General features: G+C 70.0%; 27 protein-coding genes. 11 read left to right on the forward strand and 16 right to left on the reverse strand.

Translation table 11 applies throughout. The annotated features are described in order from the left end of the window. Positions 1-82 precede the first annotated feature (82 nt). Positions 83-727, reverse strand: coding sequence for a thiol:disulfide interchange protein DsbA/DsbL (locus MIC98_RS05225; RefSeq protein ID WP_239736311.1), 645 nt, complete (start codon positions 725-727; stop codon positions 83-85). 91 nt (positions 728-818) lie between these two features. Beyond that, positions 819-1,598, reverse strand: a complete 780-nt coding sequence (locus tag MIC98_RS05230; protein WP_239736312.1) for a c-type cytochrome — start codon at positions 1,596-1,598, stop codon at positions 819-821. 192 nt (positions 1,599-1,790) lie between these two features. Between MIC98_RS05230 and yihA the strand changes: the two genes are divergently transcribed. Then, positions 1,791-2,390, forward strand: a complete 600-nt coding sequence (gene yihA / locus MIC98_RS05235; protein WP_239736313.1) for a ribosome biogenesis GTP-binding protein YihA/YsxC — start codon at positions 1,791-1,793, stop codon at positions 2,388-2,390. A 98-nt stretch (positions 2,391-2,488) separates the two neighbouring features. Here the strand turns inward: yihA and MIC98_RS05240 are convergent, their stop codons facing one another. Then, positions 2,489-3,187, reverse strand: coding sequence for a VIT family protein (locus tag MIC98_RS05240; RefSeq protein WP_239736314.1), 699 nt, complete (start codon positions 3,185-3,187; stop codon positions 2,489-2,491). A gap of 187 nt (positions 3,188-3,374) precedes the next feature. On the opposite strand from MIC98_RS05240, the gene MIC98_RS05245 reads away from it, so the two are divergent. Continuing rightward, on the forward strand, positions 3,375-4,772 hold the full coding sequence (locus MIC98_RS05245; protein WP_345772170.1) for a glutamate--cysteine ligase: 1,398 nt from the start codon (positions 3,375-3,377) through the stop codon (positions 4,770-4,772). Between the two features lie 269 nt (positions 4,773-5,041). Here the strand turns inward: MIC98_RS05245 and mgrA are convergent, their stop codons facing one another. Beyond that, positions 5,042-6,088: an L-glyceraldehyde 3-phosphate reductase gene (gene mgrA / locus MIC98_RS05250; RefSeq protein ID WP_239736316.1), complete on the reverse strand. Its 1,047-nt coding sequence runs from the start codon at positions 6,086-6,088 to the stop codon at positions 5,042-5,044. A gap of 145 nt (positions 6,089-6,233) precedes the next feature. Between mgrA and frmR the strand changes: the two genes are divergently transcribed. The 3 genes from frmR (at position 6,234) to fghA (ending at position 8,694) form a co-directional block, all read left to right on the forward strand. Continuing rightward, positions 6,234-6,509 carry a formaldehyde-responsive transcriptional repressor FrmR gene (gene frmR, locus MIC98_RS05255; protein ID WP_057639787.1) on the forward strand — a complete coding sequence of 92 codons (276 nt, stop codon included), beginning with the start codon at positions 6,234-6,236 and terminating at the stop codon, positions 6,507-6,509. A gap of 135 nt (positions 6,510-6,644) precedes the next feature. Further along, entirely contained in the window at positions 6,645-7,754 is a 1,110-nt protein-coding gene (locus MIC98_RS05260; RefSeq protein WP_239736318.1) for an S-(hydroxymethyl)glutathione dehydrogenase/class III alcohol dehydrogenase, read from the forward strand. A 106-nt stretch (positions 7,755-7,860) separates the two neighbouring features. Then, complete coding sequence (fghA, locus tag MIC98_RS05265; protein WP_239736321.1) at positions 7,861-8,694, forward strand: S-formylglutathione hydrolase; 834 nt, start codon at positions 7,861-7,863, stop codon at positions 8,692-8,694. Positions 8,695-8,839: 145 nt separating this feature from the next. Here the strand turns inward: fghA and MIC98_RS05270 are convergent, their stop codons facing one another. Genes MIC98_RS05270 through MIC98_RS05280 form a run of 3 tightly spaced genes read right to left on the reverse strand, consistent with a single transcriptional unit; the run spans position 8,840 to position 10,844 of the window. Further along, a complete protein-coding gene (locus tag MIC98_RS05270; RefSeq protein ID WP_345772149.1) occupies positions 8,840-9,511 on the reverse strand; it encodes an ATP-binding protein in 672 nt (223 codons plus the stop codon). A 3-nt stretch (positions 9,512-9,514) separates the two neighbouring features. Beyond that, positions 9,515-9,853, reverse strand: a complete 339-nt coding sequence (locus MIC98_RS05275; protein ID WP_057639759.1) for a hypothetical protein — start codon at positions 9,851-9,853, stop codon at positions 9,515-9,517. 46 nt (positions 9,854-9,899) lie between these two features. Further along, positions 9,900-10,844, reverse strand: coding sequence for a DegV family protein (locus MIC98_RS05280; RefSeq protein WP_239736326.1), 945 nt, complete (start codon positions 10,842-10,844; stop codon positions 9,900-9,902). Positions 10,845-11,018: 174 nt separating this feature from the next. Between MIC98_RS05280 and MIC98_RS05285 the strand changes: the two genes are divergently transcribed. Beyond that, the gene (locus MIC98_RS05285) at positions 11,019-11,558 is read left to right on the forward strand and encodes a DUF924 family protein (RefSeq protein WP_239736329.1); all 540 of its coding nucleotides are present in this window, start codon (positions 11,019-11,021) and stop codon (positions 11,556-11,558) included. Between the two features lie 151 nt (positions 11,559-11,709). On the opposite strand, the gene grxD is transcribed toward MIC98_RS05285, so the two are convergent. Continuing rightward, on the reverse strand, positions 11,710-12,636 hold the full coding sequence (gene grxD / locus MIC98_RS05290) for a Grx4 family monothiol glutaredoxin (protein WP_057639786.1): 927 nt from the start codon (positions 12,634-12,636) through the stop codon (positions 11,710-11,712). 62 nt (positions 12,637-12,698) lie between these two features. On the opposite strand from grxD, the gene MIC98_RS05295 reads away from it, so the two are divergent. The 3 genes from MIC98_RS05295 to MIC98_RS05305 all read left to right on the forward strand — a co-directional run bounded on the left by MIC98_RS05295 (position 12,699) and on the right by MIC98_RS05305 (position 15,341). Next, positions 12,699-13,478 (forward strand): polysaccharide deacetylase family protein, encoded by a 780-nt coding sequence (locus tag MIC98_RS05295; protein WP_239736332.1) that lies wholly within the window; start codon positions 12,699-12,701, stop codon positions 13,476-13,478. 38 nt (positions 13,479-13,516) lie between these two features. Beyond that, positions 13,517-14,767 (forward strand): DEAD/DEAH box helicase, encoded by a 1,251-nt coding sequence (locus MIC98_RS05300; protein ID WP_239736333.1) that lies wholly within the window; start codon positions 13,517-13,519, stop codon positions 14,765-14,767. Positions 14,768-14,903: 136 nt separating this feature from the next. After that, positions 14,904-15,341, forward strand: a complete 438-nt coding sequence (locus tag MIC98_RS05305) for a VOC family protein (RefSeq protein ID WP_239736334.1) — start codon at positions 14,904-14,906, stop codon at positions 15,339-15,341. Positions 15,342-15,457: 116 nt separating this feature from the next. On the opposite strand, the gene MIC98_RS05310 is transcribed toward MIC98_RS05305, so the two are convergent. From MIC98_RS05310 to MIC98_RS05320, 3 genes are all read right to left on the reverse strand, one after another. Then, positions 15,458-15,787 carry a DUF6172 family protein gene (locus MIC98_RS05310; RefSeq protein ID WP_239736335.1) on the reverse strand — a complete coding sequence of 110 codons (330 nt, stop codon included), beginning with the start codon at positions 15,785-15,787 and terminating at the stop codon, positions 15,458-15,460. Positions 15,788-15,845: 58 nt separating this feature from the next. Next, positions 15,846-16,454 (reverse strand): SGNH/GDSL hydrolase family protein, encoded by a 609-nt coding sequence (locus MIC98_RS05315; RefSeq protein ID WP_239738038.1) that lies wholly within the window; start codon positions 16,452-16,454, stop codon positions 15,846-15,848. Positions 16,455-16,555: 101 nt separating this feature from the next. Further along, complete coding sequence (locus MIC98_RS05320) at positions 16,556-17,824, reverse strand: pyridoxal phosphate-dependent aminotransferase (protein ID WP_239736336.1); 1,269 nt, start codon at positions 17,822-17,824, stop codon at positions 16,556-16,558. A 130-nt stretch (positions 17,825-17,954) separates the two neighbouring features. On the opposite strand from MIC98_RS05320, the gene rsgA reads away from it, so the two are divergent. Then, positions 17,955-19,052 (forward strand): ribosome small subunit-dependent GTPase A, encoded by a 1,098-nt coding sequence (gene rsgA, locus MIC98_RS05325; RefSeq protein WP_239736337.1) that lies wholly within the window; start codon positions 17,955-17,957, stop codon positions 19,050-19,052. Between the two features lie 143 nt (positions 19,053-19,195). Beyond that, positions 19,196-20,473, forward strand: coding sequence for a flavohemoglobin expression-modulating QEGLA motif protein (locus MIC98_RS05330; RefSeq protein ID WP_239736338.1), 1,278 nt, complete (start codon positions 19,196-19,198; stop codon positions 20,471-20,473). Positions 20,474-20,553: 80 nt separating this feature from the next. Here the strand turns inward: MIC98_RS05330 and MIC98_RS05335 are convergent, their stop codons facing one another. The 5 genes from MIC98_RS05335 to MIC98_RS05355 all read right to left on the reverse strand — a co-directional run bounded on the left by MIC98_RS05335 (position 20,554) and on the right by MIC98_RS05355 (position 26,059). Next, positions 20,554-20,949, reverse strand: coding sequence for a RidA family protein (locus MIC98_RS05335; protein WP_239736339.1), 396 nt, complete (start codon positions 20,947-20,949; stop codon positions 20,554-20,556). A gap of 156 nt (positions 20,950-21,105) precedes the next feature. Then, on the reverse strand, positions 21,106-22,530 hold the full coding sequence (locus tag MIC98_RS05340; protein ID WP_239736340.1) for a D-aminoacylase: 1,425 nt from the start codon (positions 22,528-22,530) through the stop codon (positions 21,106-21,108). Positions 22,531-22,534: 4 nt separating this feature from the next. Next, positions 22,535-23,398, reverse strand: coding sequence for a MurR/RpiR family transcriptional regulator (locus MIC98_RS05345; protein WP_239736341.1), 864 nt, complete (start codon positions 23,396-23,398; stop codon positions 22,535-22,537). Positions 23,399-23,415: 17 nt separating this feature from the next. Next, positions 23,416-24,771 (reverse strand): gluconate:H+ symporter, encoded by a 1,356-nt coding sequence (locus tag MIC98_RS05350; RefSeq protein WP_239736342.1) that lies wholly within the window; start codon positions 24,769-24,771, stop codon positions 23,416-23,418. Between the two features lie 25 nt (positions 24,772-24,796). Next, entirely contained in the window at positions 24,797-26,059 is a 1,263-nt protein-coding gene (locus MIC98_RS05355; RefSeq protein ID WP_239736343.1) for an amino acid deaminase, read from the reverse strand. Between the last annotated feature and the right edge of the window lie 60 nt (positions 26,060-26,119).

Raw genomic sequence — 26,119 nt, forward strand, 5'->3', positions numbered from 1 at the left:
ACGGCGGCCACCGGGCGGCGACCGGTGCGCATGATGCCACTTTGCACCGGCCCGGCTGAACCGGTGGCGCGCGGTGGGTGGCTCAGGGGCGGGCGGCGGCGCGCTCGCGGGCGATCAGCGCGTCGGCGTTGCGCAGCAGTTCCTGGAAGTTGTTGCCCTTGACCAGGTATTTGCCGTTGACGATCAGCGCCGGCGTGCCCGGTACCCGGGTGCGCATGGCGAACTCGCGCGCGGCCTTGACCCTGGCCTCGACCTGCTCGCCGCGCAGCGCGTCGATGTAGGCCTGCGGCTCCACGCCATAGACGGCATGGAAGGTGGCCAGTTCCTGCGGCGAGACGTTCTGCATCGGCAGGCTGTGTTGTTCGTGCAGCGCCTTGAACACGTCGGCATGGCTGCGCGCGAGCACGCCGGTCTGCTCGGCGGCGTAGTAGGCACGGGCATAGGCGTCCCAGTAGCCGCCGAAGGCGGCCGGTACCGCGGTGAAACGCACGTCGCGCGGCAGCTTGGCGGCCCATGCCTCCAGCATCGGTTCGAAATGGGCGCAGTGCGGGCAGGTGTAGCCGAACATCTCCACCACCTCGATCCTGCCGGCCAGTGGCGCGAACGGGCCGGGGTCGGCGATCAGGTCGTAGTCCCGCCCTTCCACCGGCTCGGACGTGGAAGCGGCGCAGGCGGCCAGCGGCAGCAGGACCAGCAGCAGGGTCATCAGGCGCGAGGCGAATTTCATCGGGAAAGCTCCAGCGGAAATGGAAACGCCGGCCTGCGGGGGCCGGCGTTTCCGGGACGGCACTGCACCGGTCGCGGCGGCGACGGGTGGCTCAGGGCTGCGCGGGCGCAGCGTCGACGTCGTCGGCGCGGGCGTGCAGGCCCTGCACGTAGCTGGACAACGCCTGGATTTCCTGTTCGGTCAGTGAATGGGTGACCTGTTCCATGATACGGAAGTGGGCCGGGTCGGTTTCCTGCGTCTGCCCGGCCTGGTAGTACTGCAGGCGCTGGGCGGTGTAGGCCGCGTGCTGGCCGCCGATGTGCGGGTAGGCCGGGCCGGGGTTGCCGGCGCCGTTGGGGCCGTGGCAGGCCATGCAGGCCGGGATGCCGCGCTTGGCGTCGCCGCCGCGGTAGAGCGCCTGCCCGATCTCGTAGAACTTCATGCCGGCATACGTGCCGTCGGCGACCTCGGCATCGTCGGCGACGCCGGCGCCGGACTTCTGCGTGGCGAAATAGGCGCCGAGGTCGCGCATGTCCTGCGGGGTCATGCCTTCGACGAACGGCAGCATGACCGCGACCATGCCCTCGGTGCGCTGGCCGCTGGCGATCAGCGCCAGCTGCTGGGCGATGTAGCGCTCGCTCTGGCCGGCCAGGCGCGGGTACATCTCGATGGCCGAGTTGCCGTCGGCGCCGTGGCAGGCGGCGCAGACCTGCGCCTTCTGCTCGCCGGCCGCGGCATCGCCGGGCAGGGCCTTGCTCAGGTCGATCTCCAGCGGCGCGACCTGTACCTGCGCTTCCTCGGGCATCGGGGTGACCGAGCTCTGCGCATACGCAACGATGGCGATGAGGGGGGCTGCTATTGCGGTGATGGCAAGAGCGCGAACGTGGCGCATGCGGAAAGCTCCGTGTGGACCGGGCCGGGCGGGTTTCGGCCGGCATCGCGTGAATTATCGGCGCCGATTCAGGGCAGGGTCAACGCAGCGCTGCAACAAAACCCTGCGGAGGTGGCAGAAAGCGGGCGGAAACGGCCGGTAACAGGCGCCTGCGGGCCGGCGCGCGACGGCCCGGCGTGCGATCCTATGCGCATGTCACAGCTCCTCGAACGCGCCCGCTACCAGCTTTCCGCCCACAACGCCCGGCAGTTGCCGCCGGACGCGGGCGCCGAAGTGGCCTTCGCCGGCCGCTCCAACGCCGGCAAGTCCAGCGCACTCAATGCACTGACGCGGCAGAACGCGCTGGCCCGGGTTTCCAAGACCCCCGGCCGCACCCAGCAACTGGTGTTCTTCCAGGTCACCCCCGAGGCCCACCTCGTCGACCTGCCCGGCTATGGCTACGCCAAGGTGCCGCTGGAATTGCAGGCGCACTGGCAGGCCTTCATCGACAACTATTTCCGCAGCCGCGAGGCGCTCAAGGGGCTGGTGGTGGTGATGGACATCCGCCACCCGCTGAAGGACTACGACCGGCAGATGCTGGCCTACGCGGTGCAGCGCGGCCTGCCGGCGCACGCGCTGCTGACCAAGGCCGACAAGCTCGGCCGCGGCCAGCAGATGCAGACCCTGCAGAAGGTGCGCAAGGAGCTGTCCGCCGCGTTTGGCGACACGGTGAGCGTGCAGGCCTTCTCCGGCGAGTCGAAGCAGGGCGTGGAGGAAGCGCGCGCGGTGATCGGCGGCTGGCTGGGGCTGTAGCGCCGGCCGGCTGACGATCCCCCGCCCACGCGGCGGTTCAGCGGCTGGCACCGCCGTTGGTTGCCGCAGGCGCGCGCCGTGCGCCGGTGTCCACCGGCTCAGGGCGCGACATGGAACAACCGGCCGATGGCGGTGGCCGCGGCCATCGCCAAGGCGCCCCAGAACACCACGCGCACCGCGCCGCGTACCGGCGCGGCACCGCCGGCATGGGCGGCCAGGGCGCCGGTGATGCTCAGCCCGGCCAGGGTGGAGCCGATGGTGGCGGCCGTGACCAGCGGGGCCGGGGCCAGCAGGGCGGTCAGCACCGGCAGCGCCGCGCCGGCGACGAAGGCGCTGGCCGAGGCGGCGGCCGCCTGCAACGGGCGCGCGCGCAGTTCGTCGGTGATGCCCAGCTCGTCGCGCGCATGCGCGGCCAGCGCGTCGTGCGCGGTGAGCTGCACCGCCACCTCGTGCGCCAGTTCCGGCGACAGCCCGCGACGGCGGTAGATGCCGGCCAGTTCCTCCAGTTCGTCGTGCGGGTCCTCGTGCAGCTCGCGGCGCTCGGTCGCCAGGTCCGCATGCTCGGCGTCGGCCTGCGACTGCACCGAGACGTATTCGCCGGCGGCCATCGACATGGCCCCGGCCACGGTGCCGGCGACGCCGGTGGCCAGCATGGTGGCCGCCGAGGCGCCGCTGGCGGCGATGCCCACCACCAGCCCGGCCACCGAGACGATGCCGTCGTTGGCACCGAGCACGGCAGCGCGCAGCCAGCCGACGCGTTCGGAGCGGTGGATTTCCTTGTGGCGGTGTCGTTGCATGCCGGGCAGTTTAGGCAACGGGCGCGGGGCCGTGGCGGAATGATATGCAGCCGCGCTCGCGAATGCGGGTCAAGCCTGCGCCGGTAGGATGCTGAAACCCGTGGCCGGCAACGTGGCGCACGGGGCCGCACGATATAGTTCCGGCTTGCGGTGACGGGGCTGCAACCCCACATCCGGCCCCACCCGAATCCACGCGAGATCGCCCTTGTCCAGCCCCAGCCACGTCGCCGATACCCCCATCACCGACCGCGACCAGCTGGTCCAGAGCATCGCCTCGGGCGAGAAGCCCAAGGCGCAATGGCGCATCGGCACCGAGCACGAGAAGTTCGGTTTCAGGCTGGACGACCTGCGCCCGCCGACGTTCGAGGGCGCGCGCGGCATCAACGCGCTGCTCGACGGCCTGACCCGCTTCGGCTGGGAGCCGGTGCAGGAACGTGTCGATCAAGGGCCGGGCAACACCATCGCCCTGCTGCGCGACGGCGCCTCGGTGACGCTGGAACCGGCCGGGCAGTTGGAGCTGTCCGGCGCGGCGCTGGAGAGCATCCACCAGACCTGCGTGGAAACCGGCACCCACCTCAACGAAGTGGCGCAGGTGGCCGGCGAGCTGCAGCTGGGCTTCCTCGGCATGGGCTTCCAGCCGAAGTGGGCGCGCGCGGACATGCCGTGGATGCCCAAGGGCCGCTACCAGATCATGAAGAACTACATGCCCAAAGTCGGCGCGCTCGGCCTGGACATGATGACCCGTACCTGCACGGTGCAGGTCAACCTCGACTACGCCAGCGAAGCGGACATGGTGAAGAAGTTCCGCGTGTCGCTGGCCTTGCAGCCGATAGCGACGGCGCTGTTCGCCGATTCGCCGTTCACCGAAGGCAAGCCCAACGGCTACCTGAGCTACCGTTCGCACATCTGGACCGACACCGACGCCGACCGCACCGGCATGCTCGACTTCGTGTTCGCCGACGGCTTCGGCTACGAGCGCTACGTGGACTACCTGCTCGACGTGCCGATGTATTTCTCCTACCGCGATGGCCGCTACATCGACGCCAGCGGCAAGTCGTTCCGCAGGTTCATGCGCGGCGAGCTGGACGTGCTGCCCGGTGCGCTGCCGACGCTGCGCGACTGGTCCGACCACATGACCACCGCGTTCCCGGAAGTGCGCCTGAAGAAGTACCTGGAAATGCGCGGTGCCGACAGCGGCCCGTGGAGCCGCATCTGCGCGCTGCCGGCGTTCTGGGTCGGCCTGCTGTACGACGACGCGGCGCTGGAGGCGGCATGGGACCTGGTCAAGGACTTCAGCATGGCCGAGCGCCACGCCCTGCGCGATGGCGTGCCGAAGCTGGCGATGAAGCTGCCGTTCCGCGATGGCACGGTGCGCGACCTCGCGCGGCACGCGCTGGAAATCTCGCGCGAGGGCCTGCGCCGCCGCGCCGCGCTCAATGCCGACGGCCAGGACGAAACCCGCTTCCTCGACGTGCTGCAGGAGATCGTCGATTCCGGCAAGACCGCCGCCGAGCGCAAGCTGGAGCTGTTCCACGGCGAGTGGTACGGCAGCGTCGATCCGCTGTTCTGCGAATTCGCTTACTGAGGGGCATGCGGGGCAAGCCCCGCATGAAGTCTTGCTGGTGAAGCTCCCGTGCCGGGCAAGCCCGGCACCTACGGTCGTTGCGTCGCGAATTTCGTGAGTACGTAGGTCGGGGCCATGCCCCCGACGGTGGTACGCACGCGGCGTCGGGGGCATAGCCCCGACCTACGGTTGGCTGTTGTGGATGCGGGGCAAGCCCCGCATCCACGAGCGATGTTTTCGCGCAGGTGCCGGGCTTGCCCGGCACGGATCGGCGAGCGCTGCCGATGGGGTCAGCCCCCGTCGCGACCGATGGACGAGGACACCCGCCAGATATCGACGTTGCCGTCGCCGGTGTGCTGCTCGATCAGCGCCAGTTCCTCGGCGCTGAAGTCCAGCCGCGCCGCGGCATCCAGCGAATCGTCCAGCTGCGCCACGTTGCGCGCGCCGATCAGCGCCGAGCTCACCCGTGCGTCGCGCAGCACCCAGGCGATGGCCATCTGCGCCAGCGACTGCCCGCGTGCGGCGGCGATGGCGTTGAGCGCGCGGATGCGCGCCAGGTTGGCCTCGCCGAGCATGCTCTGCTTGAGAGAACCGTTGCGGCTGGCGCGGGCATCGGCCGGCACCCCGTGCAGGTACTTGTCGGTCAGCATGCCCTGCGCCAGCGGCGAGAAGGCGATGCAGCCCACGCCCAGCTCGCCCAGCGCCGGCAGCAGGCCGGCCTCGATGTCGCGGTTGAGCATGGAATAGTTGGGCTGGTGGATCAGCAGCGGCACGCCCTCGGCGCGCAGGATCGCGGCGGCCTGCCGGGTCAGTTCCGGCGAATACGAGGAGATGCCCACATACAGCGCCTTGCCCTGGCGGTGCAGGTGCGCCAGCGCGCCCATCGTCTCTTCCAGCGGCGTGTCGGCATCGACCCGGTGCGAGTAGAAGATGTCCACGTGGTCCAGGCCCATGCGCCGCAGGCTCTGCTCGCAACTGGCGATGACGTGCTTGCGCGAGCCGCCGGGGCCGCCGTAGGGGCCGGGCCACATGTCCCAGCCGGCCTTGGTGGAAACCACCAGTTCGTCGCGGTGCGTGGCGAAATCGGCGGCGTACCAGCGGCCGAAGTTCTCCTCGGCCGAACCGAACGGCGGACCGTAGTTGTTGGCCAGGTCGAAATGGGTGACGCCGCGGTCGAAGGCGCGGCGCAGCATGGCGCGGCCGGTCTCGAACACGTCCACGCCGCCGAAGTTCTGCCACAGCCCGAGCGAAATGGCCGGCAGGGTCAGGCCACTGCGGCCGACGCGGCGTTGCGGCATGCGCCCGTCGTAGCGGGCGGGATCGGCGATGTAGGACATGGCGGGTTCCGCGGAAAGGGGCGCCTACTTTAGGGCATGTGTGGCGGCGGGCGCAGTGTGGCCGGGAGGGACGGGGCATCGGCCTGCTTGCGTGCGGCGGGGCTTGCCATATACTACCCCCCAGTACATGCAGGATCAGGCGCGCATGCCGCATTCCCCCGAGGAAAAGAAGAAGGTGCTGGCGCGGGTACGGCGCATCCGCGGCCAGTGCGACGCGCTGGAGCGCGCGCTGGAAGCCGGCGCCGACTGCGGCCCGGTGCTGCAGCAGATCGCCGCCATCCGTGGCGCGGTCAACGGGCTGATGTCCGAGGTGATGGAAGCGCACCTGCGCGAGGAATTCGGCCAGCCGGCGCAGTCCGAGGCGCAGCGCAGCGCGCGCGTGGCCGAGATGTCCGGCCTGATCCGTTCCTACCTCAAGTAGGAGCGACGTGAGTCGCGATGGGGCCTCCATTGCAAGCCCCACCGGCGCACAGGGGGGGGCTTTCCCGGGAAAGCCATCGCGACTCACGTCGCTCCTACATGCACGCATACGAACAACTGCTACAGGAGAACCCCCATGAAATCCCGTGCCGCCGTCGCCTTCGCCGCTGGCGAACCACTGAAGATCGTCGAGATCGACGTCGCCCCGCCCAAGGCTGGCGAGGTGCTGGTGAAGATCACCCACACCGGCGTCTGCCACACCGATGCCTTCACCCTGTCCGGCGACGATCCGGAAGGGCTGTTCCCCTGCGTGCTCGGCCATGAAGGCGCGGGCATCGTGGTCGAGGTCGGCGAGGGCGTGACCTCGGTGAAGCCGGGCGACCACGTGATCCCGCTGTATACCGCCGAGTGCGGGCAGTGCCTGTTCTGCAAGAGCGGCAAGACCAACCTGTGCACCGCGGTGCGCGCCACCCAGGGCAAGGGCGTGATGCCCGACGGCACCACCCGCTTCTCGTACAACGGCGAGCCTATTTACCACTACATGGGTTGCTCGACCTTCTCCGAATACACCGTGGTCGCCGAGGTGTCGCTGGCCAAGGTCAACCCGCAGGCGAACCCGGAGCACGTGTGCCTGCTCGGCTGCGGCGTCACCACCGGCATCGGCGCAGTGCACAACACGGCGAAGGTGGCCGAAGGCGATTCGGTGGCGGTGTTCGGCCTCGGCGGCATCGGCCTGGCGGTGATCCAGGGCGCGCGGCAGGCGAAGGCCGGGCGCATCATCGCCGTCGACACCAACCCGTCCAAGTTCGAGCTGGCGCGCCAGTTCGGCGCCACCGATTGCGTGAACCCGAAGGACCATGACCAGCCGATCCAGCAGGTGATCGTGGAGATGACCGGCTGGGGCGTGGACCATTCGTTCGAGTGCATCGGCAACGTCAACGTGATGCGCGCGGCGCTGGAATGCGCGCACCGCGGCTGGGGCCAGAGCGTGATCATCGGTGTGGCCGGTGCCGGGCAGGAAATCGCCACCCGCCCGTTCCAGCTGGTCACCGGCCGCAAGTGGATGGGTACCGCGTTCGGCGGGGTCAAGGGCCGCAGCCAGCTGCCGGGCATGGTCGAGGACGCGATGAAGGGCGAGATCGAGCTGGCGCCGTTCGTCACCCACACGATGGAGCTGGAGAAGATCAACGAAGCCTTCGAGCTGATGCACGCAGGCAAGTCGATCCGCAGCGTCGTCCACTTCTGATGATCCGTAGGAGCGCACCTTGGTGCGCGATGAAGCTTCGCCGGTAAGGCCCCATCGCGCACCAAGGTGCGCTCCTACCGGTTTTTCGCGAGACGGGAGAACCAACATGAAACGCATCGAACACCGCGCCTGCTTCGGCGGCTGGCAGGACGTGTATCGCCACCGCTCCGAGGTGCTGGGCTGCGAGATGGACTTCGCCGTCTATCTGCCGCCACAGGCGGAAACCGGCGCCCGGCTGCCGGTGCTGTACTGGCTTTCCGGCCTGACCTGCAGCGAGCAGAACTTCATCACCAAGGCCGGCGCGCAGCGCCATGCGGCCGAGCACGGCATCATCCTGGTCGCGCCGGACACCAGCCCGCGTGGCGACGATGTGGCCGACGCCGGAGGCTACGACCTGGGCAAGGGCGCCGGCTTCTACGTCAACGCCACGCAGCAGCCGTGGGCGCGGCACTACCGGATGCACGACTACGTCGCCGCGGAGTTGCCGGCGCTGGTCGAGGCCAACTTCCCGGCCAGCGGCGCGCGCGCGATCAGCGGGCATTCGATGGGCGGGCATGGTGCGTTGACCATCGCACTGCGCAATCCCGGCCGCTACCGCAGCGTGTCGGCATTCTCGCCGATCGTGGCGCCGTCGCAGGTGCCGTGGGGCGAGAAGGCGTTCGCCGCCTATCTGGGCGAGGACCGCGAGGCGTGGAAGCAGTACGACGCCTGCGCCCTGATCGCCGGTGCGAGCGAACGCCTGCCGCTGCTGGTCGAGCAGGGCGGGGCCGACGAATTCCTCGACACGCAACTGCGCCCGCAGCTGCTGCAGGCTGCCTGCGAGGCCGCCGGCCATCCGCTGCAACTGCACCTGCGGCCGGGCTACGACCACAGCTACTACTTCATTGCCAGCTTCATCGACGAGCACATCGCTCACCACGCCGCGGCATTGCGCGACTGAAAGCGAAGTGTGTTGCGGCAGTCAGCGGGCTCTCCTGCGCGCGTGCGTGTAGAAGCGACGTAAGTCGCGGTGGGGCTTTATCGGCAAAGCCTCATCGCGACTTGCGTCGCTGTGGGGCAACCGGGATTGCATGGTGGGTGCCAAATCAGGCTGGCATGAAATCAGTATAGGCGTAGCGGTTCTCGCGCAGCACGTTTTCGCCTTGTTGCAGGCGCAGCGGCGTGGCGAACATCGGCCCGGCGCCGACGCAGGTGTGGAATTCGCCGTTCTCGCCGCAGGGGTCGATGCCGGCGGGCAGGGCGTCGAGCAGGGCATGGTCGAAGGCGCGGCCGGCGAAGCCGGCATCCAGCAACTGCGTGTCCACGCAGCACAGGTGCGCGCGCAGGCCGCCGTCGATCATGCGCCGCGCCAGCGCGCCGGTGTCGTCGCCAAACAACGGGAACCGGCAGTCCCAGCCCAGCCCGGCGAACTGCCGCTCGCGCCATTGGCGGATGTCCTCCAGCAGCAGGTCGCCGAACGCCAGCGTGCGCAATGCCGGCCAGCGTTGCCGCGCCGCCGCCAGTGCCTGCGCCATGCGCTGCAGATAGACGGCGTTGTCGCAGGCCTGCGGTATCCACGCGCGCAGCAGTGGCAGCCCGGCGGCATCGGCCTGCGCCTGCAGCACATCCTCGCGCACGCCCTGCATCGAGGCGCGGCCGTGGCCTTCGGTCAGCGTGCTCAGCAGTGCGACGACGCGGGTGTCGTCGCGCTGGCGCAGCGTGTGCAAGGCCCATGCTGCGTCCTTGCCGCCGCTCCAGCACAACAGGACCGGAAGCACGGGTCAGCGCACGTCGCGCAGTTCCCAGTGGCGCCCGGCCAGCAGGCGCAGGCGCTGCTTGAGCACGTCGCCGGGGATGCGGGTGATGGCGACCAGGTCGATGCGCAGGTCCGACTGCCGGCCGATCACCGTGGCCTCCGGATCGGTGATGCCCAGCGCGGGGTCGACGTCGTCGGGCTCGTCCTGGGTGGCCTTCCAGCGCTCGAACAACGCCGGCGTGCGCAGCGCGTCCTGCAGTTGTTCGGCGAAGGTGTCGGCGCCGTTGGCGGTGAACGACAGGCGCGGGTCGGCGCCGCGCGCGGCGGCCGGGTCGGGGAGCGAGATCGAGTAGTGCACGGGCATGTGGTGTTCTCCTGGAAAGCGTCGTGGCGGCGCCGGGTTGCGTGGCTCAGGCGTCGAATTCGTGCGGCTCGTCGGCAAACCCTATCGTCACCGCGCCCTTGCCGACATTGACCATGCCGGTCAGGCTCATCACGCTTTCCAGCAGTTGCACGCCCTTGGCGCCGCAGGTGTCGCGCAGGCCGGCGTAGCCGGGCAGGGCGCGCAGTTCGTCCAGCGGGCCGCCGTAGCTGATGCACACCACCGGCGTCAGCAGCCCGTGGACCACGCGTCGGCTGGCGAAGTCGAACAACTGCTGCACGGCATTGTCGAAGCCCTTGATCTTGGCCACCGGCGCGGTTTCGCCGCGGTAGCCATGCAGCACCGGCTTGATGTCCAGCGCGCTGCCGAGGGCGGCGCTGAACAGGCTGACGCTGCGGTCGCCCTTGTGCCGGCCGCGGGCACGGATGTAGTACAGGTCGCGGGTAATCATGTAGCCGTGGACGTTGCCGGCGAGCTTCTCCAGTTGCTCGCGCATCTGCGCCACGCTGGCGCCCTCGTCGCGCAGCCGCACCGCCTCGACCGCGGTCACCGCCTGCGCGGCGAACAGGTTCTGGGTGTCGATCACGCGCAGCGCGAACGGCGAATTGTGACCAGCGGCCTGGCGGATCGGCCGGTATTCGTTGAGGATGGCGAAGCTGGCCTGCAGCGCGTTGTCATGGATCGGGCTGCGGGTCTTGGTGATGGTCATGCAGAACACGTGGTCGTAGTCGATGACCAGGTGGTCCAGGAACAGGTCGCGGATCTGGTTGACGCTGTAGGGGATGGTTTCGGCCTCGGCGCCGCGCTCGGCCACGTGGGTGTGCAGGAAGTTGAGGGTGGCGTCTTCCTCGCGGTGGTCGGCCAGCACTGCTTCGCCGATGCGCACGGTGATCGGCAGCAGCACGATGTTGTGTTCCCTGATGAAGTCGGCCGGCAGGTCGCAGGCCGAATCCACGACGATCCCGATGCGCATGGCCGGTTCTCCCCGATGGTTCGTATCCACCGGCAACCCTAACCGAAAACGGGGCCGGCGGCGCGCCCATGCGGGGCCGTGCCGGGCCCGCGGGCCACGCCGTCTGGCGCCCCGCGCGGGTTAAGCTGCGCCGGCGCTCCGGATGGCCGGGACCCTGCGACGAGAGGCGGTGTGATGGAAGCAGTACAGGCGGTGGTGGAATTCTGGCGTGCGGCGGGGCCACGGCGGTGGTTTGCCCGCGACGACGCGTTCGACGACGAATTCCGCCTGCGCTTCCTCGATGCCCATTTCACTGCCGCCGAGCGCGGCTGCGAGGACTGGCTGCACAGCGGCGAGGGCGCGCTGGCGCTGCAGGTCCTGCTCGACCAGTTCCCGCGCAACTGTTTCCGCGGCACCGCCCATGCCTATGCCACCGACGGGCTGGCGCGGCATTACGCCATGCGCACCATCGAGGAAGGGCTGGACCGCGAGCTGACGCCGCAACTGCGCGCCTTCATCTACCTGCCGTTCGAGCACTCGGAGAACCTGCAGGACCAGGAGCGCTCGGTGGCGATGTTCGAGGTGCTCGGCGATCTGGAGTACCTGCGCTTCGCCGAACTGCACCGTGACATCATCCGCCGCTTCGGGCGCTTCCCGCACCGCAACGCGGTGCTGGGGCGGATCCCGACGCCGGAAGAGCTGCACTACCTGGCTGAGGGCGGGTTCGCCGGGTAGGTCGGGGCTATGCCCCCGACGCCATGGCTACGGAGCGCCGGGGACGTGGCCCCGGCCTACATCCTGCGGATGCCGGCCGGCGGCCGGCACTACCGGAACGAAAACGCCGGCTTTCGCCGGCGCTTCCCGTGGTGCAAGGGCGTGCCCGCGATCAGTAGCGCGGCACGCCGTTGTCCACTTCCTGCGCCCACGCATCGATGCCGCCGGTGACGTTGGAGACGCGGGTGAAGCCCAGTGCGCGGAACGCCTCGGCGGCCTGCGCGCTGCGCCCGCCCTTGTGGCACAGGAAGGCCAGCGGGGTGTCCTTGGGCAGGGCTTCCAGCCGGGCGCGGTTGTCGCCGTCGAAGGTCTCGAACGGCGCGCCGATGGCGGCGATGGCGCGCTCGTCGGCCGGGCGCACGTCCACCACGGTCAGGGTGCCGGCGCGCAGCTGGTCGTCGACGCTGCGCACGTCCAGTTCCTGCACCGGTTTGGGCGCGTTGGGGTTGTCGATGGCCAGGCCCTTGCCGCGGATGTCGTCCACCCAGTCGATGGTGATGCCTTCGGCGCGGCGCGCGCTGGCGGTGTCGAACTGCACGCGCAGGCCGTTGGATTCGGCGGCGATGGCGTTGGCGTCGAACGGGGCCAGCTGGAAGTTCGGCTGGAAGCGGGCGTCGATGCCCAGCTGCAGCGCGGCGCCGGGGGCGTCGGCCAGCGCGCCCTTGAGCATTTCCACGGCGGCCGGGGTGATGGTGATGCTGGGCGGGGTGCGGTCCGGCGGCGCCAGCCCGAGCAGGGTGCTCAGCTCGCCGCTGCCGGCCATCTGCAGGATGATGTCGCTGCCGCCGACCAGTTCGCCGTCCACGTACAGCTGCGGGATGGTCGGCCAGTCGCCGTAGAGCTTGATGCCTTCGCGGATTTCGCCGTCGGCCAGCACGTTGACGTGGGCGAAGTCCACGCCCAGGTCCTGCAGCGCGCCGACGGCCTTGGCCGAGAAGCCGCACTGCGGCATCGACGGCTGGCCCTTCATGAACAGGACGGCGCGGTTGGCGCCGAGGAGGGATTCGATGCGCGCACGCAGGGCGGGATCCAGGGACATCGTGAACTCGTGGAAGTAGTCGGAGACGGAAGGCGATTCTACGCCGCATGGCATCATGGGGCATGACCGCCACGGGAACCCTGCATCGCATTCCGGTCCATCCCTGGCGCTGGGTGCCGTGGTTGCTGGCGTCGCAGGCGCTGGTGGCGCTGGTCTGGTGGCAACTGGGCTGGAAGGCCGGGTTGCCGCTGCTGTTGGCCAGCCACGCGCTGTTCCTGCTGCCGGTGTTCCTGCCCAACAGCCGTTTCTACGCGCCGGTACTGGCGCGGCTGCCCGGCCCGGCGGTGTGGCTGACCATCGACGACGGCCCTTCGGACGACACCCTCGCCATCCTCGATGCGCTCGACCGGCACGATGCCCGCGCGACGTTCTTCATGGTCGGCGCGCGGGCGGCGGCGCGGCCGGAACTGGTGCGCGAGGTGCTGCGGCGCGGGCACGGGCTGGGCAACCACAGCCAGTCGCACCCGCAGGCGCGGTTCTGGGCGTTGGGGCCGCGGGCGTTGGCGCGGGAAATCGGCGACTGCCAGCAGGTGCTGGCGGCCATCGCCGGCGCGCCGCCACGTTGGTACCGCTCGGTGGTCGGCATGACCAACCCGTTCGTCGCCGCCGTGCTGCATCGGCATGGGCTGGCGCGGGTGGGCTGGAGCGCGCGCGGATTCGACGGCGTCGGCTGCACGCCGGAAACCGTGGTGGCGCGCATTGCCGGCGGGCTCGCACCCGGCGCGATCGTGCTGCTGCATGAAGGCGCGGCGCATGGGCACAACGCCGCCATCGTGGAGGCGGTGCTGCGGCAACTGCAGGCGCGTGGCCTGCAGGCGCGCCTGCCGCTGGAAACGGCATAGACTCGCCCCCGCCACGCCGCCGCTCCCGGAACCGCACGATGCCTTTTTCCACACTCGGTTTGTCCCCTGGTGCGTTGCCGGCATTGCAGCGGGCATTGCGGCAGGCCGGCTATGGGGCACCCACGCCGATCCAGCGGCAGGCGGTGCCGGTGCTGCTGGAGGGACGGGACGTGGTGGCGCTGGCGCCGACCGGTTCGGGCAAGACCGCGGCCTATGTGCTGCCGGCGCTGCAACGCTTCTTCGACGCGCCGCCGCGCAAGCCGCGGGTGCTGCGGCAACTGGTGCTGGTGCCGACGCGCGAGCTGGCGTTGCAGGTGGCCGACGTGTTCGCCACGCTGGGCCGCGAGCTGCCACGGCAGCCGCGGGTGGTGTGCGCGGTGGGCGGGGTGTCGATCAACCCGCAGATGATGGCGTTGCGTGGCGGTGCCGACGTGGTGGTGGCCACCCCGGGGCGCCTGCTCGACCTGCTGGCGCACAACGCGTTGTCGTTGCGGCACGTGCAGCTGCTGGTGCTGGACGAAGCCGACCGCCTGCTGGAACTGGGGTTTGGCGAGGAATTGCGGCAGATCCTCGCCGAACTGCCCACGCGGCGGCAGACGGCCTTGTTCTCGGCCACCTTCCCCGGGCAGATCGAGGCACTGGCCGCCGCCGGCCTGCGTGCGCCGCGGTGGTTGCAGGCCGTCGCGCAGGCGCAGCCGGACGTCGAGCAACGCGCCATCCGCGTGGATGCCGGCCGTCGCGGCGAACTGCTGTTGTCGCTGCTGGACGACCCGCAATGGCGGCAGGTGCTGGTGTTCGTCGGCAGCATCCGCGAGGGCGACCGCCTGGCAGGCGTGCTGCGCAAGCGCGGCATCGGCGTGCAGGCGCTGCATGGTGAGCTTTCGCAGGGCCGCCGCGTGCGCGCGCTGCAGGCGTTCAAGGACGGTGAGTTGCAGGTATTGGTGGCGACCGACGTGGCCGCGCGCGGCATCGACGTCGCCGGTTTGCCGGTGGTGGTGAATTACGAACTGCCGCGCTCGCCGGTCGATTATCCGCACCGTATCGGCCGTACCGGCCGGGCCGGTGGGAAAGGGCTGGCGGTGAGTTTCGTCGATGCCGCCGGGCTGGCGCACTGGCGGCTGATCTGCAAGCGCAATGGCCTGCAAATGGAGCCTGCCGTGCGGCCCGGTTTCGAGCCGATGGACATGGCCGCGCCGACGCCACGGGTGGCCGATGGCAGCGGCGGCATCAAGGGTCGCCGGCCCAGCAGGAAGGACCGGCTGCGCGCTGCGGCTGCGGCGGCAGATTGAGGGTTCAGCCGGGACCCGCAGGCGCCGGGGCGTCGGTGTTGTCGGGTAAGCTCCGGAGTCCATGGAGGCCGGCGTTGCTTCGCAATGCGGCTTGTTCGGATGCTCCGGGCCCCACGGAAATCTCATGGAGTCGCCAATGACAAAACCATTCTCCGTGCAACGCATCGACCATGTGGTCCTTCGGGTCGGTGACTTGGGCAGAAGCGTTGACTTCTATCGATCCGTGCTTGGCTGTGACGTCGTCAGGCAACGTGAGCACCTTGGTCTTGTCCACTTGCGGGCAGGCGCTTCGATGATCGATCTCGTGAGCGTGGACGGGACGCTTGGCTCCCGCGGTGGTGCTGCGCCCGGGAAGGAAGCGAGGAACGTGGATCACCTGTGCCTGCGCATCGAGCCATTCGATGAATCCGATCTGGTTGCTCATCTCGAGCGCCACGGTCTTGCGCCGCTGGGCAGCGCCGGGATCAATTTTGGCGCAGAGGGCGACGGTTTATCGCTGTACTTCCTGGACCCGGATGGCAACGTGATCGAGCTCAAAGGGCCATCAGTCGGGGGAACTGCGAGTGGGGCCTGACAATTCATCCAAGCCAACGCCGCTTCGCAGCGTGGCTTGTCCCGGCATCCGCATTCCGTAGGGCAGGATCCGCCCGGCGATGGTTCCAGCGGTAACGCTGCCGCCGGGCATTGCCGTCAATCCTCGAAATCGCTTTCCGCTGGCACGACCGTTTCGACCATCGGGCGCGGGGCGCGTTTGCCGGGCCTGCGCAGCACTTCCACGTAGAACTGCGTGTTGCCAGCGGCGACCAGCGCATCCACCGCGCGGATCAGTCCGGCCAACGGCACCGGCTGCGCGCTGGCTTCGTCGATGCCGGCCTTGCTGTCGAAGTCCCAGAAATCGGCGTCCGCCGGCAGCGCCTTGCCGCGCTCGCGCTTGATGTACCTGCGGATGTCGTGCTTGCCGGCTTCCAGCAGGCGTTCGGGATGCTTGCCTTCGATATCGAGGCGGTAGGTTTTTCTCACGGAATTCTCGTCATGGCGCCGGCCCGGGTGGGACGGCGGGAAGGGAGCCATTGTCGGCTCAAGCGTGGGGGGCAGCCAGCAGCATGTCCGCCGCGACCGGCAGCACCTGCTCCATCCACAGGTGGTACATCGCCGCGGAAGGGTGCAGGCCGTCATCGACCAGCATCGCCGCTTCGGCGCCGCGTTCGCGGCTGGCCGGGGTGATGTCGACGAAGGCGACGTTGTAGTCGCCGCAGCAGGCGCGGGCGGCGGCGTTGAAGTCGTCGATCTCGCGCGCGACGGTGGCGGCGTCGCGCGCCTGCGCCTGCGTGAACGGGGTCACGCCCCAGTCGGGAATCGACAGCACCAGCACCCGCCGCGCGTTTTCGCCGGCCAGCGCGATGGCCCGCTGCAGCAGTTGCTCGAACTGCTGGCGGTACTCGGCCAGCGGCCGCCCGCGGTACTGGTTGTTGACCCCGACCAGCAGGCTCACCAGCGCGAACGTTCCCTGCGGTGGATCGGCGTCGATGGCGGCGGCCAGTTCGTCGGTGGTCCAGCCGGTGGTGGCGATCACCTGCGGGTCGTCCAGCGCGATGCCGCACCCGCGCAGTGCCGCGGCCAGCAGGAACGGCCAGGTGTCCGCGGCCGGCACGCCTTCGCCGATGGTGTAGGAATCGCCCAGGGCCAGGTAGGAACGAGTGGAGAGGAACGAGGAACGAGGGAAGGCGACAGCCGTCGCTGCTCCGGATTTCACTCGTTCCTCGTTCCTCTCCACTCGTTCCTCGCTCATCAGCCGACCGCGCTGCGGGGTTTCAGCGGCACTACCTTGGTCACCCGTTCGGCACGGCGCGCGAGCACGCGGTCGATGCGGCCGAACACGTCGCGCATGGTGTCGGCGTCGGGCAGCAGGGTCACCCGGAAGTGGTTGCGGTAGGGCACGTTGAAGCTGGAGCCGGGCACCACCAGCACGCCCTCGTCGTCCATCAGTTCCAGCGCGAACCCGTGGTCGTCGAAGCCCTGCGCGGCCGGCCCGGTCACGGCCGGGAAGGCGTACAGCGCGCCGGCCGGGGCGACCAGCTCCAGGTGTTCGCTCGCGGCGCAGGCGTCTATCACCGCGCGGCGGGTCTCGTACAGGCGGCCGCCGGGCGAGCACAGCGCGGTGATGGTGTCCGGGCCGTTGACCGCCGCGTCGATGGCGTACTGGCCGGGCACGTTGGCGCACAGCCGCAGCGCGCTGAGCAGGTCCAGCGCGGCGCGGAACTCGCCCAGCTGCGCGGCGTTGCCGGACAGCAACATCCAGCCCACGCGCCAGCCGCAGGCGCGGTGCACCTTGCTCAGGCCGCTGAAGGTCAGGCACGGGTGGTCGCCGGCCAGCGGCGCCAGCGGCTGGAAGGCGGCGCCGTCGTAGAGGATCTGGTCGTAGATCTCGTCGACCAGCAGCAGCAGGTTGTGGCGGCGGGCGACGGCGACGATCTTTTCCAGCAGCTCGCGCGGGTAGCTGGCGCCACTGGGATTGTTGGGGTTGATCAGCACGATGGCGCGGGTGCGCGAGGACACCAGCGTCTCGATCTCCACCGGGTCGGGCTGGAAGCCGTTCTCGGGGCGGCAGCGGTAATAGACCGGGCGGCCGTCGTTGAGGATGGTGGCGGCCGACCACAGCGGGTAGTCGGGCGAGGGCACCAGCACCTCGTCGCCGGGGTTGAGCAGGGCGCGCAGCGACAGGTCGATCAGTTCGGACACGCCGTTGCCGACGAACACGCGCTCGGCCTGCGCGTCGGGCATGCCGCGCCGGGCATAGGCCGCGGCGATGGCGTCGCGCGCCACCGGCAGGCCCTGCTGGTGGGTGTAGGGGTCGGTGCGGCCCATGTCGTCGGCGATGGCGTGCTGCAGGTGCTCCGGCGCGCGGAAGCCGAAATTGCCGGGGTTGCCGATGTTGAGCTTGATCAGCCTGCGCCCCTGCGCCTCCAGCTCGCGGGCTCGCCGGGCCAGCTCGCCACGGATCTCGTAGCGCACTTCGGACAGGCGTTCGCGGGTGGGCAGCGGTTTGGGGCTTGACATTTGCGCGGGGCCGTACAGGCGTGGAAGCCGCATGGTAGCGGAATTGCTGCGCTGCGGGGCAATGGTTCCGGGCGGAACCGAGTGGCCGCCGGCAGGCGGCTGGGGCCGTCGCGCCGCTTAGAATTGGCCGATGACGGACATGATCGATTTCGCCGCGTTGCGCCCCATCGGCTGGCCCTGGCCCGGCCCGCCGGAAGATGCGGCGTGGCAGGCCGCCTTCACCGCGCATCCGGCAGCGCGGCCGGCGCGGGTGGTCGAGCAGCACCGCTCCGGCTACGTGGTGGCCGATGCCGCCGATGCCGCGCGCAAGGCCGAGTCGCTGCCGGAGTGGCAGCGGCCCCGCTTTCCCAGCCACGAGCGTGCGGCGGTGGGCGACTGGGTGCTGCTGGAGGAATCGCGCATCGTCGCGCTGCTGCCGCGGCGCAGCTCGGTCAAGCGTGGTGCGGCCGGCGAGCATTACCACCAGCAGGTGATCGCGGCCAACATCGACACGGTGTTCATCGTCTGCGGGCTGGATGCGGACTTCAACCCGCGGCGCATCGAGCGCTACCTGATGCTGGCCGGCAGCGGCGGCGCCGCGCCGGTGGTGGTGCTGACCAAGGCCGACCAGACCGAATACGGCGCCGATGCGCTGGCGGTGCTGGAGGACCTGGCGGCGCAGGACATCCCGCTGCTGGCGATCAACGGCAAGGACCCGGCCAGCGCCGCCGCGCTGGCGCCGTGGCTGGGGCCGGGCCGCACGGTGGTGCTGGTGGGTTCCTCCGGCGCCGGCAAGTCCACGCTGACCAACACCCTGCTCGGGCATGACCGGATGAAGACCGGCGCGGTGCGCGGCAGCGATTCGCGCGGGCGCCACACCACTACCCACCGCGCGCTGCTGCCGCTGCCGGCCGGCGCCTGCCTGATCGACACGCCGGGCATGCGCGAGCTCAAGCCCACCGGCGAGGAAACCCTGGCCGAAGGCGGCTTCGCCGATATCGAGGCGCTGACCGAGCAATGCCGCTTCCGCGACTGCTCGCACCAGCACGAACCCGGCTGCGCGGTGCGCGCGGCGATCGAGCGTGGCGAGATCGACGAAAGCCGCCTGCTGAACTACCTCAAGCTGCGCGAGGAAGTGGCCGCGGCCGCGGCCAAGCTGGCGCAGCGGCAGGCCGAGCAGGCCAGCGAGCGCCGGAGCGCCGGGCGTGGCGCGCAGTGGCGGCCGGCGGGAAAACCGAAGCGGCGTTGAGCGATAGTGCCGGCCGCTGGCCGGCAACTGCAGGGAGGCCGTCGACATAGTGTCGGTAGGTCGGGGCTACGCCCCCGACGCGCGCATGCTTGAGGCAAGCGATGTGTCGGGGGCGTAGCCCCGACCTACGGTATGGTGCGGGCATGAATGCCGTTGCCTCCGACCCGGCCATCACCCACCACGCCGCGCTCGATGCGCGGCTGGTCAAGGCGGTGCGCGGCATCAGGCTGTTGACGCTGGCCAGTTGGCCGGCATCGACGCAGGCGCCGTTCCTCGACAGCGTGGCGCGCGGCAACCCGGTGCTGCCGCGGGTGGACTACCCGAAGCATGATTTCGCCGATGCGCGGCGCGAGCTGGCCGCGATCGCCGATGCCGCCGATGCCTCGCATCCATTGGGCCGCTACCTGCGCGATTCGGTGCAGAGCTGGGAACTGGCCGCGCGCCTGCTGGAAGCGTTGGGGACGCACGAGGTCGATGCGTTGTCGGCGCAGTTGTTCGGCACGCCGGAGCAAGCCATGCCCGGCAATGGCCCGGCCACGCGCGAGGCGGCGCGGCATTTCATCGACATCGCGCAGGAGCTGGACCACGAACTGCTGGCGCCGGAGGAGCAGGTGCCGGTGTCGGCCGTGGCCCTGCAACTGCAGTTGCAGAACGACCTCGACGACTTCTTCGACGCGCGCGTCATCAGCGTGGAGCTGGACCCGGCGCTGGTGGCCAAGGCCGCCGCCGGCGCCACCCGCATCCGCCTGCGCAGCGGCGCCGGTTTCAGCGCCTACGACCGCGCACAGCTGTTCCACCACGAGGCGCTGGTGCATTCGCTGACCGCGCTCAATGGCCGCGAACAAACGGTGCTGCCAAGCCTGGCGCTGTCCTCGCCGCGCACCACCGCGACCCAGGAAGGTCTGGCGACCTTCGCCGAGCAGATCACCGGCAGCATCGACATCCAGCGCCTGAAGCGCGTCAGCCTGCGCATCGAGGCCATCGCGATGGCGCGCGACGGCGCCGACTTCATCGCGGTGTTCCGCTATTTCCGCGACGCCGGGCAGACGCCGGAGGAAAGCTTCGCCTCGGCGCAGCGGGTGTTTCGCGGCGTGCCCACGTCCGGTGGCGGCGCGTTCAACAAGGACACGGTGTACCTGCGCGGGCTGGTGTCGGTGCACACCTTCTTCCGGCAGATGCTGCGCGACGAGAAATTGAAGACCTGCCACTGGCTGTTCGCCGGCAAGATGACGCTGGACGATGCGCAGACGCTGGCGCCGCTGTTCGAGGCTGGGGTGCTGGCGCCGCCGCGCTGGTTGCCGCCGTGGCTGCAGCGCGCCAACGGTCTGGCTGGTGCGCTGGCGTTCTCGCTGTTCGCCAACCGGATACGGATGGACAGGGTGGGCGATGGGGCTTTGCCGCTCGCCTCCAAGGATCGGTAGGAGCGACGCCAGTCGCGACCGGGCTCTACCGGGAAAGCCCCATCGCGACTGGCGTCGCTCCTGCGAGGGTTGTTGCCGGGTCAGCGCTGCGGGCGCTTCCAGGCGATGCAGTCCACCTCGACCTTGCAGTCCACCACCATGCGGTTTTCCACGCAGGCGCGGGCCGGCGGGTGCTCGCCGAAGTAGTGCCTGAACACGGTGTTGAAGGCGTAGAAGTCGCGGGCGTCGTCCAGCCATACGCCGCAGCGCACGACGTGCTCGGGGCCGTAGCCGGCCTCGGCGAGGATCGACAGCAGGTTGCCGATGGCCACGTGCGCCTGCTCGGTGACGGTGCCGCCGACCAGCTCGCCGTCGCGCATCGGTACCTGCCCGGACACATGCAGCCAGCCATCGGCCTCGACCGCGCGCGAGAACGGCATGTGCTGCTTGCCCTGGCCGACGCCGCCTTCGGCGCCGTAACGTTTGATGTCGGTCATGAATGCTCCTTCATGCGATGGTCAAAGCCCCTCTCCCGGCGGGAGAGGGGTTGGGGAGAGGGCAGGGGCGAAGCCTCGCAATAACCTGATTGCATGGAGCTTCGCCCGTACCCTCATCCGCCCCTTCGGGGCACCTTCTCCCGGAGGGAGAAGGGGTCAGTTGTTCGGCGCGATGAACCGCCCCGGACGCGCGATTACTTCGCTGCCGTCATAAGCCAGCTCGCCGTTGACCCACACCGCATCGATGCCCTCGGCGGCCCGCACCGGGTCGTGGAAGCTGGCCATGTCGCGCACCCGCGCCGGGTCGAACAGCACCAGGTCGGCGCAGCCGCCGGGGCGGATGAAGCCGCGCGCGCCAAGCGCGAAGCGGCTGGCCGGCAGGCCGGTCATCTTGTGCACGGCGGTGTGCAGCGGGAACAGCTCCTCGTCGCGCGCGTAGTGGCCCAGCACGCGCGGGAAGGTGCCCCACAACCGCGGGTGCGGGCGCGGGTCGCGCGGCAGGCCGTCCGAGCCGATCATCGTCAGCGGGTGCAGCAGGAAGCGGCGCACGTCGGCCTCGTCCATGCAGTGGTAGACCGCGCCGGCCGGTTGCAGGCGCGTTGCCGCGTCCAGCAGCGGCACGCCCCAGTCGGCGGCGATGTCGGCCAGCAGGCGCCCGCCCTGCACCGGTTCCGGTTCGGACCAGGTGATCAGGATGTCGTAGGCGTCGGTGACCTGCCTGAGGTCCAGGGTCGAGGCGCTGGCCGCATACGGGTAGCAGTCGCAGGCCACGTCCTGCGTATGCGCGGCATCGTCCAGATGGCGCAGCACCTCGCGGCTGCGGCCCCAGTTGCCGATGCCGGCGCATTTGACGTGCGAGACGCGCACCGCGGCGCGTGGCGCGCGTGCGGCGCCGAAGGCTTCCTCCATTGCGTCGAGGATGCCGGCGAACTCGTCGCGCAGGTGGGTGGCGTACAGGCCGCCGGCCGGCAGTTCGCGCGCCAGTTCGGCCACTTCCGCGGATGGTGCGTGGAAGGCCGAGCCATAGGCCAGGCCGCTGCTCAGGCCGAGCGCGCCCTGTTGCAGGCTTTCGCGCAGCTGCGCGCGCATCGCGCCGATCTCGTCGGCGGTGGCGGCGCGGTCGAGCCGGTCCATGTGGTTCTGGCGCAGCGCGGTGTGGCCGACCAGCGCGGCCACGTTCACCGCCGGTCGCGCGTTTTCCACCGCACGGCGGTAGCTGGCGAAGTCCGGGTAGCGGAAGTCGCCGGCATCGCCGAGCAGGTTCATCGGGTCGGGCACCTCGCCGCGGATGCGCACCGGGCTGGCGCTGATGCCGCAGTTGCCGACCACCACGGTGGTCACGCCCTGCGACAGCTTGCTGGTCATTGCCGGTTGCCGGATCACTTCGATGTCGTCGTGGGTATGCACGTCGATGAAGCCCGGCGCCAGCGCGCGGCCGGCGGCGTCGATGACCTGCACGGCCCCGCCGTCGAGCGCGCCGACCGCGACGATGCGGCCATCGCGCACGCCGACGTCGCCGTGCGTGCCGGGCCGGTCGCTGCCGTCGAGCACCAGCGCGTTGCGGATCAGTACGTCGTACATCCGTTCAGTCGCCCAGCGGCAGGCGCGAGTCGCCGCCGCGGTAGCGGTCCAGCGCCAGCTTGATGCGGCGCAGGTGCTCGTGGTTGTCGCCGGCGCCGTTGAGCGCGGTGGTGGTGGCCAGCACGTCGATGGCCAGCATCATCGCGTAGCGCGACGCGGAAGGTTTGAACACGAAATCGGTCTCCTCGATGCTGATCGGCAGCAGCCAGTCGCTCAACGACGCCAGCGGCGTGCCGGCGCGGGTGATGGCGCCGATGCGGGCGCCGTAGCCGCGGGCGATCTCCACTGCCGACACCATTTCCGGGGTGATGCCGCTGACCGACAGCGCCAATACAAGATCCTGCGGGCCGGTGATGGCCGCGGTCATCTTCATCACCACCGCGTCGTTGCAGGCGACGATCGGCAGGCCGAAGCGCATCAGCCGGTTCTGCATTTCCTGCGCGAACACCGTCGAGCAGCCGCCGATGCCGAACACGTGGACGCGCCGCGCCCGGCAGATGGCGTCGGCCAGTTGCTGCACCACCTCTTCGTCGAGGCCGGCCAGGTTGTGCTGCAGGCAGGTCTGGATGTCGTCGCAGATCTGCGCGAACAGCGCCGACACCGGCGGCGCGTTCTGCTGTTCCAGGAAGCGCTTGCCGACCGCGCTGGCCGAGGCCAGCCGCGCGCGCAGTTCGCGCACGTGCTCGCAGCCCAGCGCCTTGGCGAAGCGCGAGATCGCCGCGGCGCTGACCCCGGCGCGCTCGGCCAGCTCGGTCACGCCGTATTGGGCGGCGGCGTCGACGTCGGCGAGGATGGTGCTGGCGATGCGCGCCTCGACCGGGCTGAATTCGTGCTGCCGTTGGCGCAGTTCGTAGACGATGTCGAACATGGTGGGATTCTTCGGTTTCAGAGCACGGTGGCCAGGGCCATCACCAGCAGCAGCGCGGTGACGGAGATCAGGGTTTCCAGCACGGTCCAGGTCTTGAAGGTCTGGGCCACGGACATGTTGAAGTACTCCTTCACCAGCCAGAAGCCGCCGTCGTTGACGTGGGACAGCACCACCGAGCCGGCGCCGGTGGCCAGCACCAGCAGTTCGGGGTGCGGGTAGCCGGTGGCGGCGGCGATGGGCGCGACGATGCCCGAGGCGGTGGTCATCGCCACCGTCGCCGAGCCGGTGGCCACGCGCATCAGCGCGGCCATCGTCCAGCCCATCAGCAGCGGCGACAGTTCGAAGCGCTGCGACAGGTTGATGATCTCCGCGGCCACGCCGGTGTGCACGAGGATGCCGTTGAGGCCGCCACCGGCGCCGACCAGCAGGGTGATGGCGGCGGTCGGGGCCAGGCATTCCTGCGAGAACTTCAGTATCTGCTCGCGGTCGAAGCCGCGCATCAGGCCCAGGGTGACGAAGCTCAGCAGGGTGGCCAGCAGCAGCGCCACCACCGAGTGGCCGAGGAAGCGCAGGCCGTGGTTGAGCGGCGAGCCGGGCGTGGCGATCTGGTCGGCCCAGCCGCCCAGCAGCATCAGCGCCACCGGCAGCATCAAGGTGGCGATGGTGATGCCGAAGCCCGGCAGCTGTTCGTCGGGAATGCGACCGTGGCCTTCGTTCAGCAGCGCCGCCTCCATCGGGTTGTGCGCCGGCAGTTGCACCCGCGGCGCGACGACCTTCGCGAACAGCGGCCCGGCCAGCGCCGCGGTGGGCAGGCCCACCAGCAAGGCGTAGAACACGGTGCGGCCGACGTCGGCTTCGTAGGCGGTTACTGCCAGCATCGCTGCCGGGTGCGGCGGCACCAGCCCGTGCACCACCGACAGCCCCGCCACCATCGGCAGGCCCACCAGCAGCAGCGGCACGCCGGTGCGGCGGGCGACGTTGAGCACGATCGGGATCAGCAGCACGAAGCCGACCTCGAAGAAGATCGGCAGGCCGATGCAGAAGGCGACCAGCATCATCGCCCAGTGCACGTTCCGGGTGCCGAAGCGGGCGATCAGCGTGCGCGCGATGCGCTCGGCGCCGCCGGATTCGGCCATCATCTTGCCGAGCATGGTACCCAGCGCCACGATCAGCGCGATATGCCCCAGCGTCTTGCCCACGCCCTGCTCGTAGGCCGGCAGGATCTCCGGCGCCGGCATGCCGGCCAGCAGCGCCAGCCCCACCGACACCACGGTGACGCTGATGAACGGGTTGAGCCGGAAGCGCGCGATCAGCACGACCAGCGCCAGGATCGACAACACCGCGTAGACCAGCAGCAGGTTCCCGTTGCTCATGTAGTAGGCAGGCTCCGTGCGCGGCTCAGAAGCAGGTGTCCACCGCGCCGACGACGCGGTGCGCGGCATCGACCACCAGCAGGTGGCGCCACTTGTCGAAGGTCAGGCAGGGGTGGGAGATGTCGAAGCACAGCAGGTCGCCCACGCGCAGGTCGTCGCCGGCGTGCACGTCGAGGAAGGCGTGCTGGTCCATCATCGCGGTGACCTGCCAGTGCGCCGGCGCTTCGGCGGGCGCCGCCGCATCGGGCCGGTAATGCAATGCCGGTACCGGGAAACCGGCGTCGAACGCGGCATCGCGCTTGCCTAGCGCGACGATCGCCTTGCCCGGTTCCGGCCGCGACTGCACGCAGGCCCACAGCCGCAGCGCCGGGCGCAGGCTTTCGCCCATGTCGCGCGCGACCGGGTTGCCTGCGTGGATGCGCGCGGCGGCCCGGCGATAGATGCCGACGTCGTGGGTGAGGTAGCAGCCGGGGCGCAGCACCACCTGTGCATCGGCATCGCCGGACAGCGCGGCGAATTCCTCGGCGACCACGTCGAACCACGCCGAGCCGGCGCCGGACAGGATCGCCGGCAATTGTGCGAAACCGCCGGCATCGCGGATCGCGCGCCACTGCGCCAGCGTGCGTTGCAACACCGCGCGCACGCCGGCCTCTTCCCTGGCCACGCCTTCATAGACTTCGACGCCGACCAGCGTGACCGCACCCGGCCAGCGCGTGATTTCCGCCAGCACCGCCTGCGCCTGCGCATCATCGCGCACGCCGGTACGACCGCCTTCGACGCCGATTTCCAGCAGCACCTTGATGCATTGCCCGCGCGCGGCGAAATACCGTCCCAGCGCGGCCACGTTGTCGGCCGAATCGACCACGCAGGCGAACCAGAACCCGGCATCGCGCGCCTGCAGATCGGCGATCAGCTCGAAATTGCCCTTGCCGACCAACTGGTTCGCCAGCAGCACGCGGCGCACGCCGTGCTCGAAGGCCGCCACCGCCTGCGGCGCGGTGGCGAGGGTGATGCCCCACGCGCCGGCGTCGAGCTGCATGCGGAACAGCGCCGGGCTCATCGTGGTCTTGCCATGCGGCGCCAGCTGCACGCCGTAGGCGGCGGTGAAGCGGCGCATCCATTCCAGGTTGTGGCGCAGCGCCGGTTCCTCCAGCACCGCGACCGGCAGGCTGACGTCCTCGGCCAGGATGGACCCGCCCGCCGCGGCGATGGATGACGGCGTCCACGGGCCGCCGGCCGGCAACCCTTTGCCGGACAGCGGTCGATCCGTTTGAAAGTAATTTTCCATCGTGGACTTTCCTTGTGCGTTCCCGGGTGCTGTTTTCTCGGAAGATCACTATTTAGCACG

Source organism: Stenotrophomonas sp. NLF4-10 (assembly GCF_022359915.1).
Classification (GTDB): Bacteria; Pseudomonadota; Gammaproteobacteria; order Xanthomonadales; family Xanthomonadaceae; genus Stenotrophomonas; species Stenotrophomonas daejeonensis.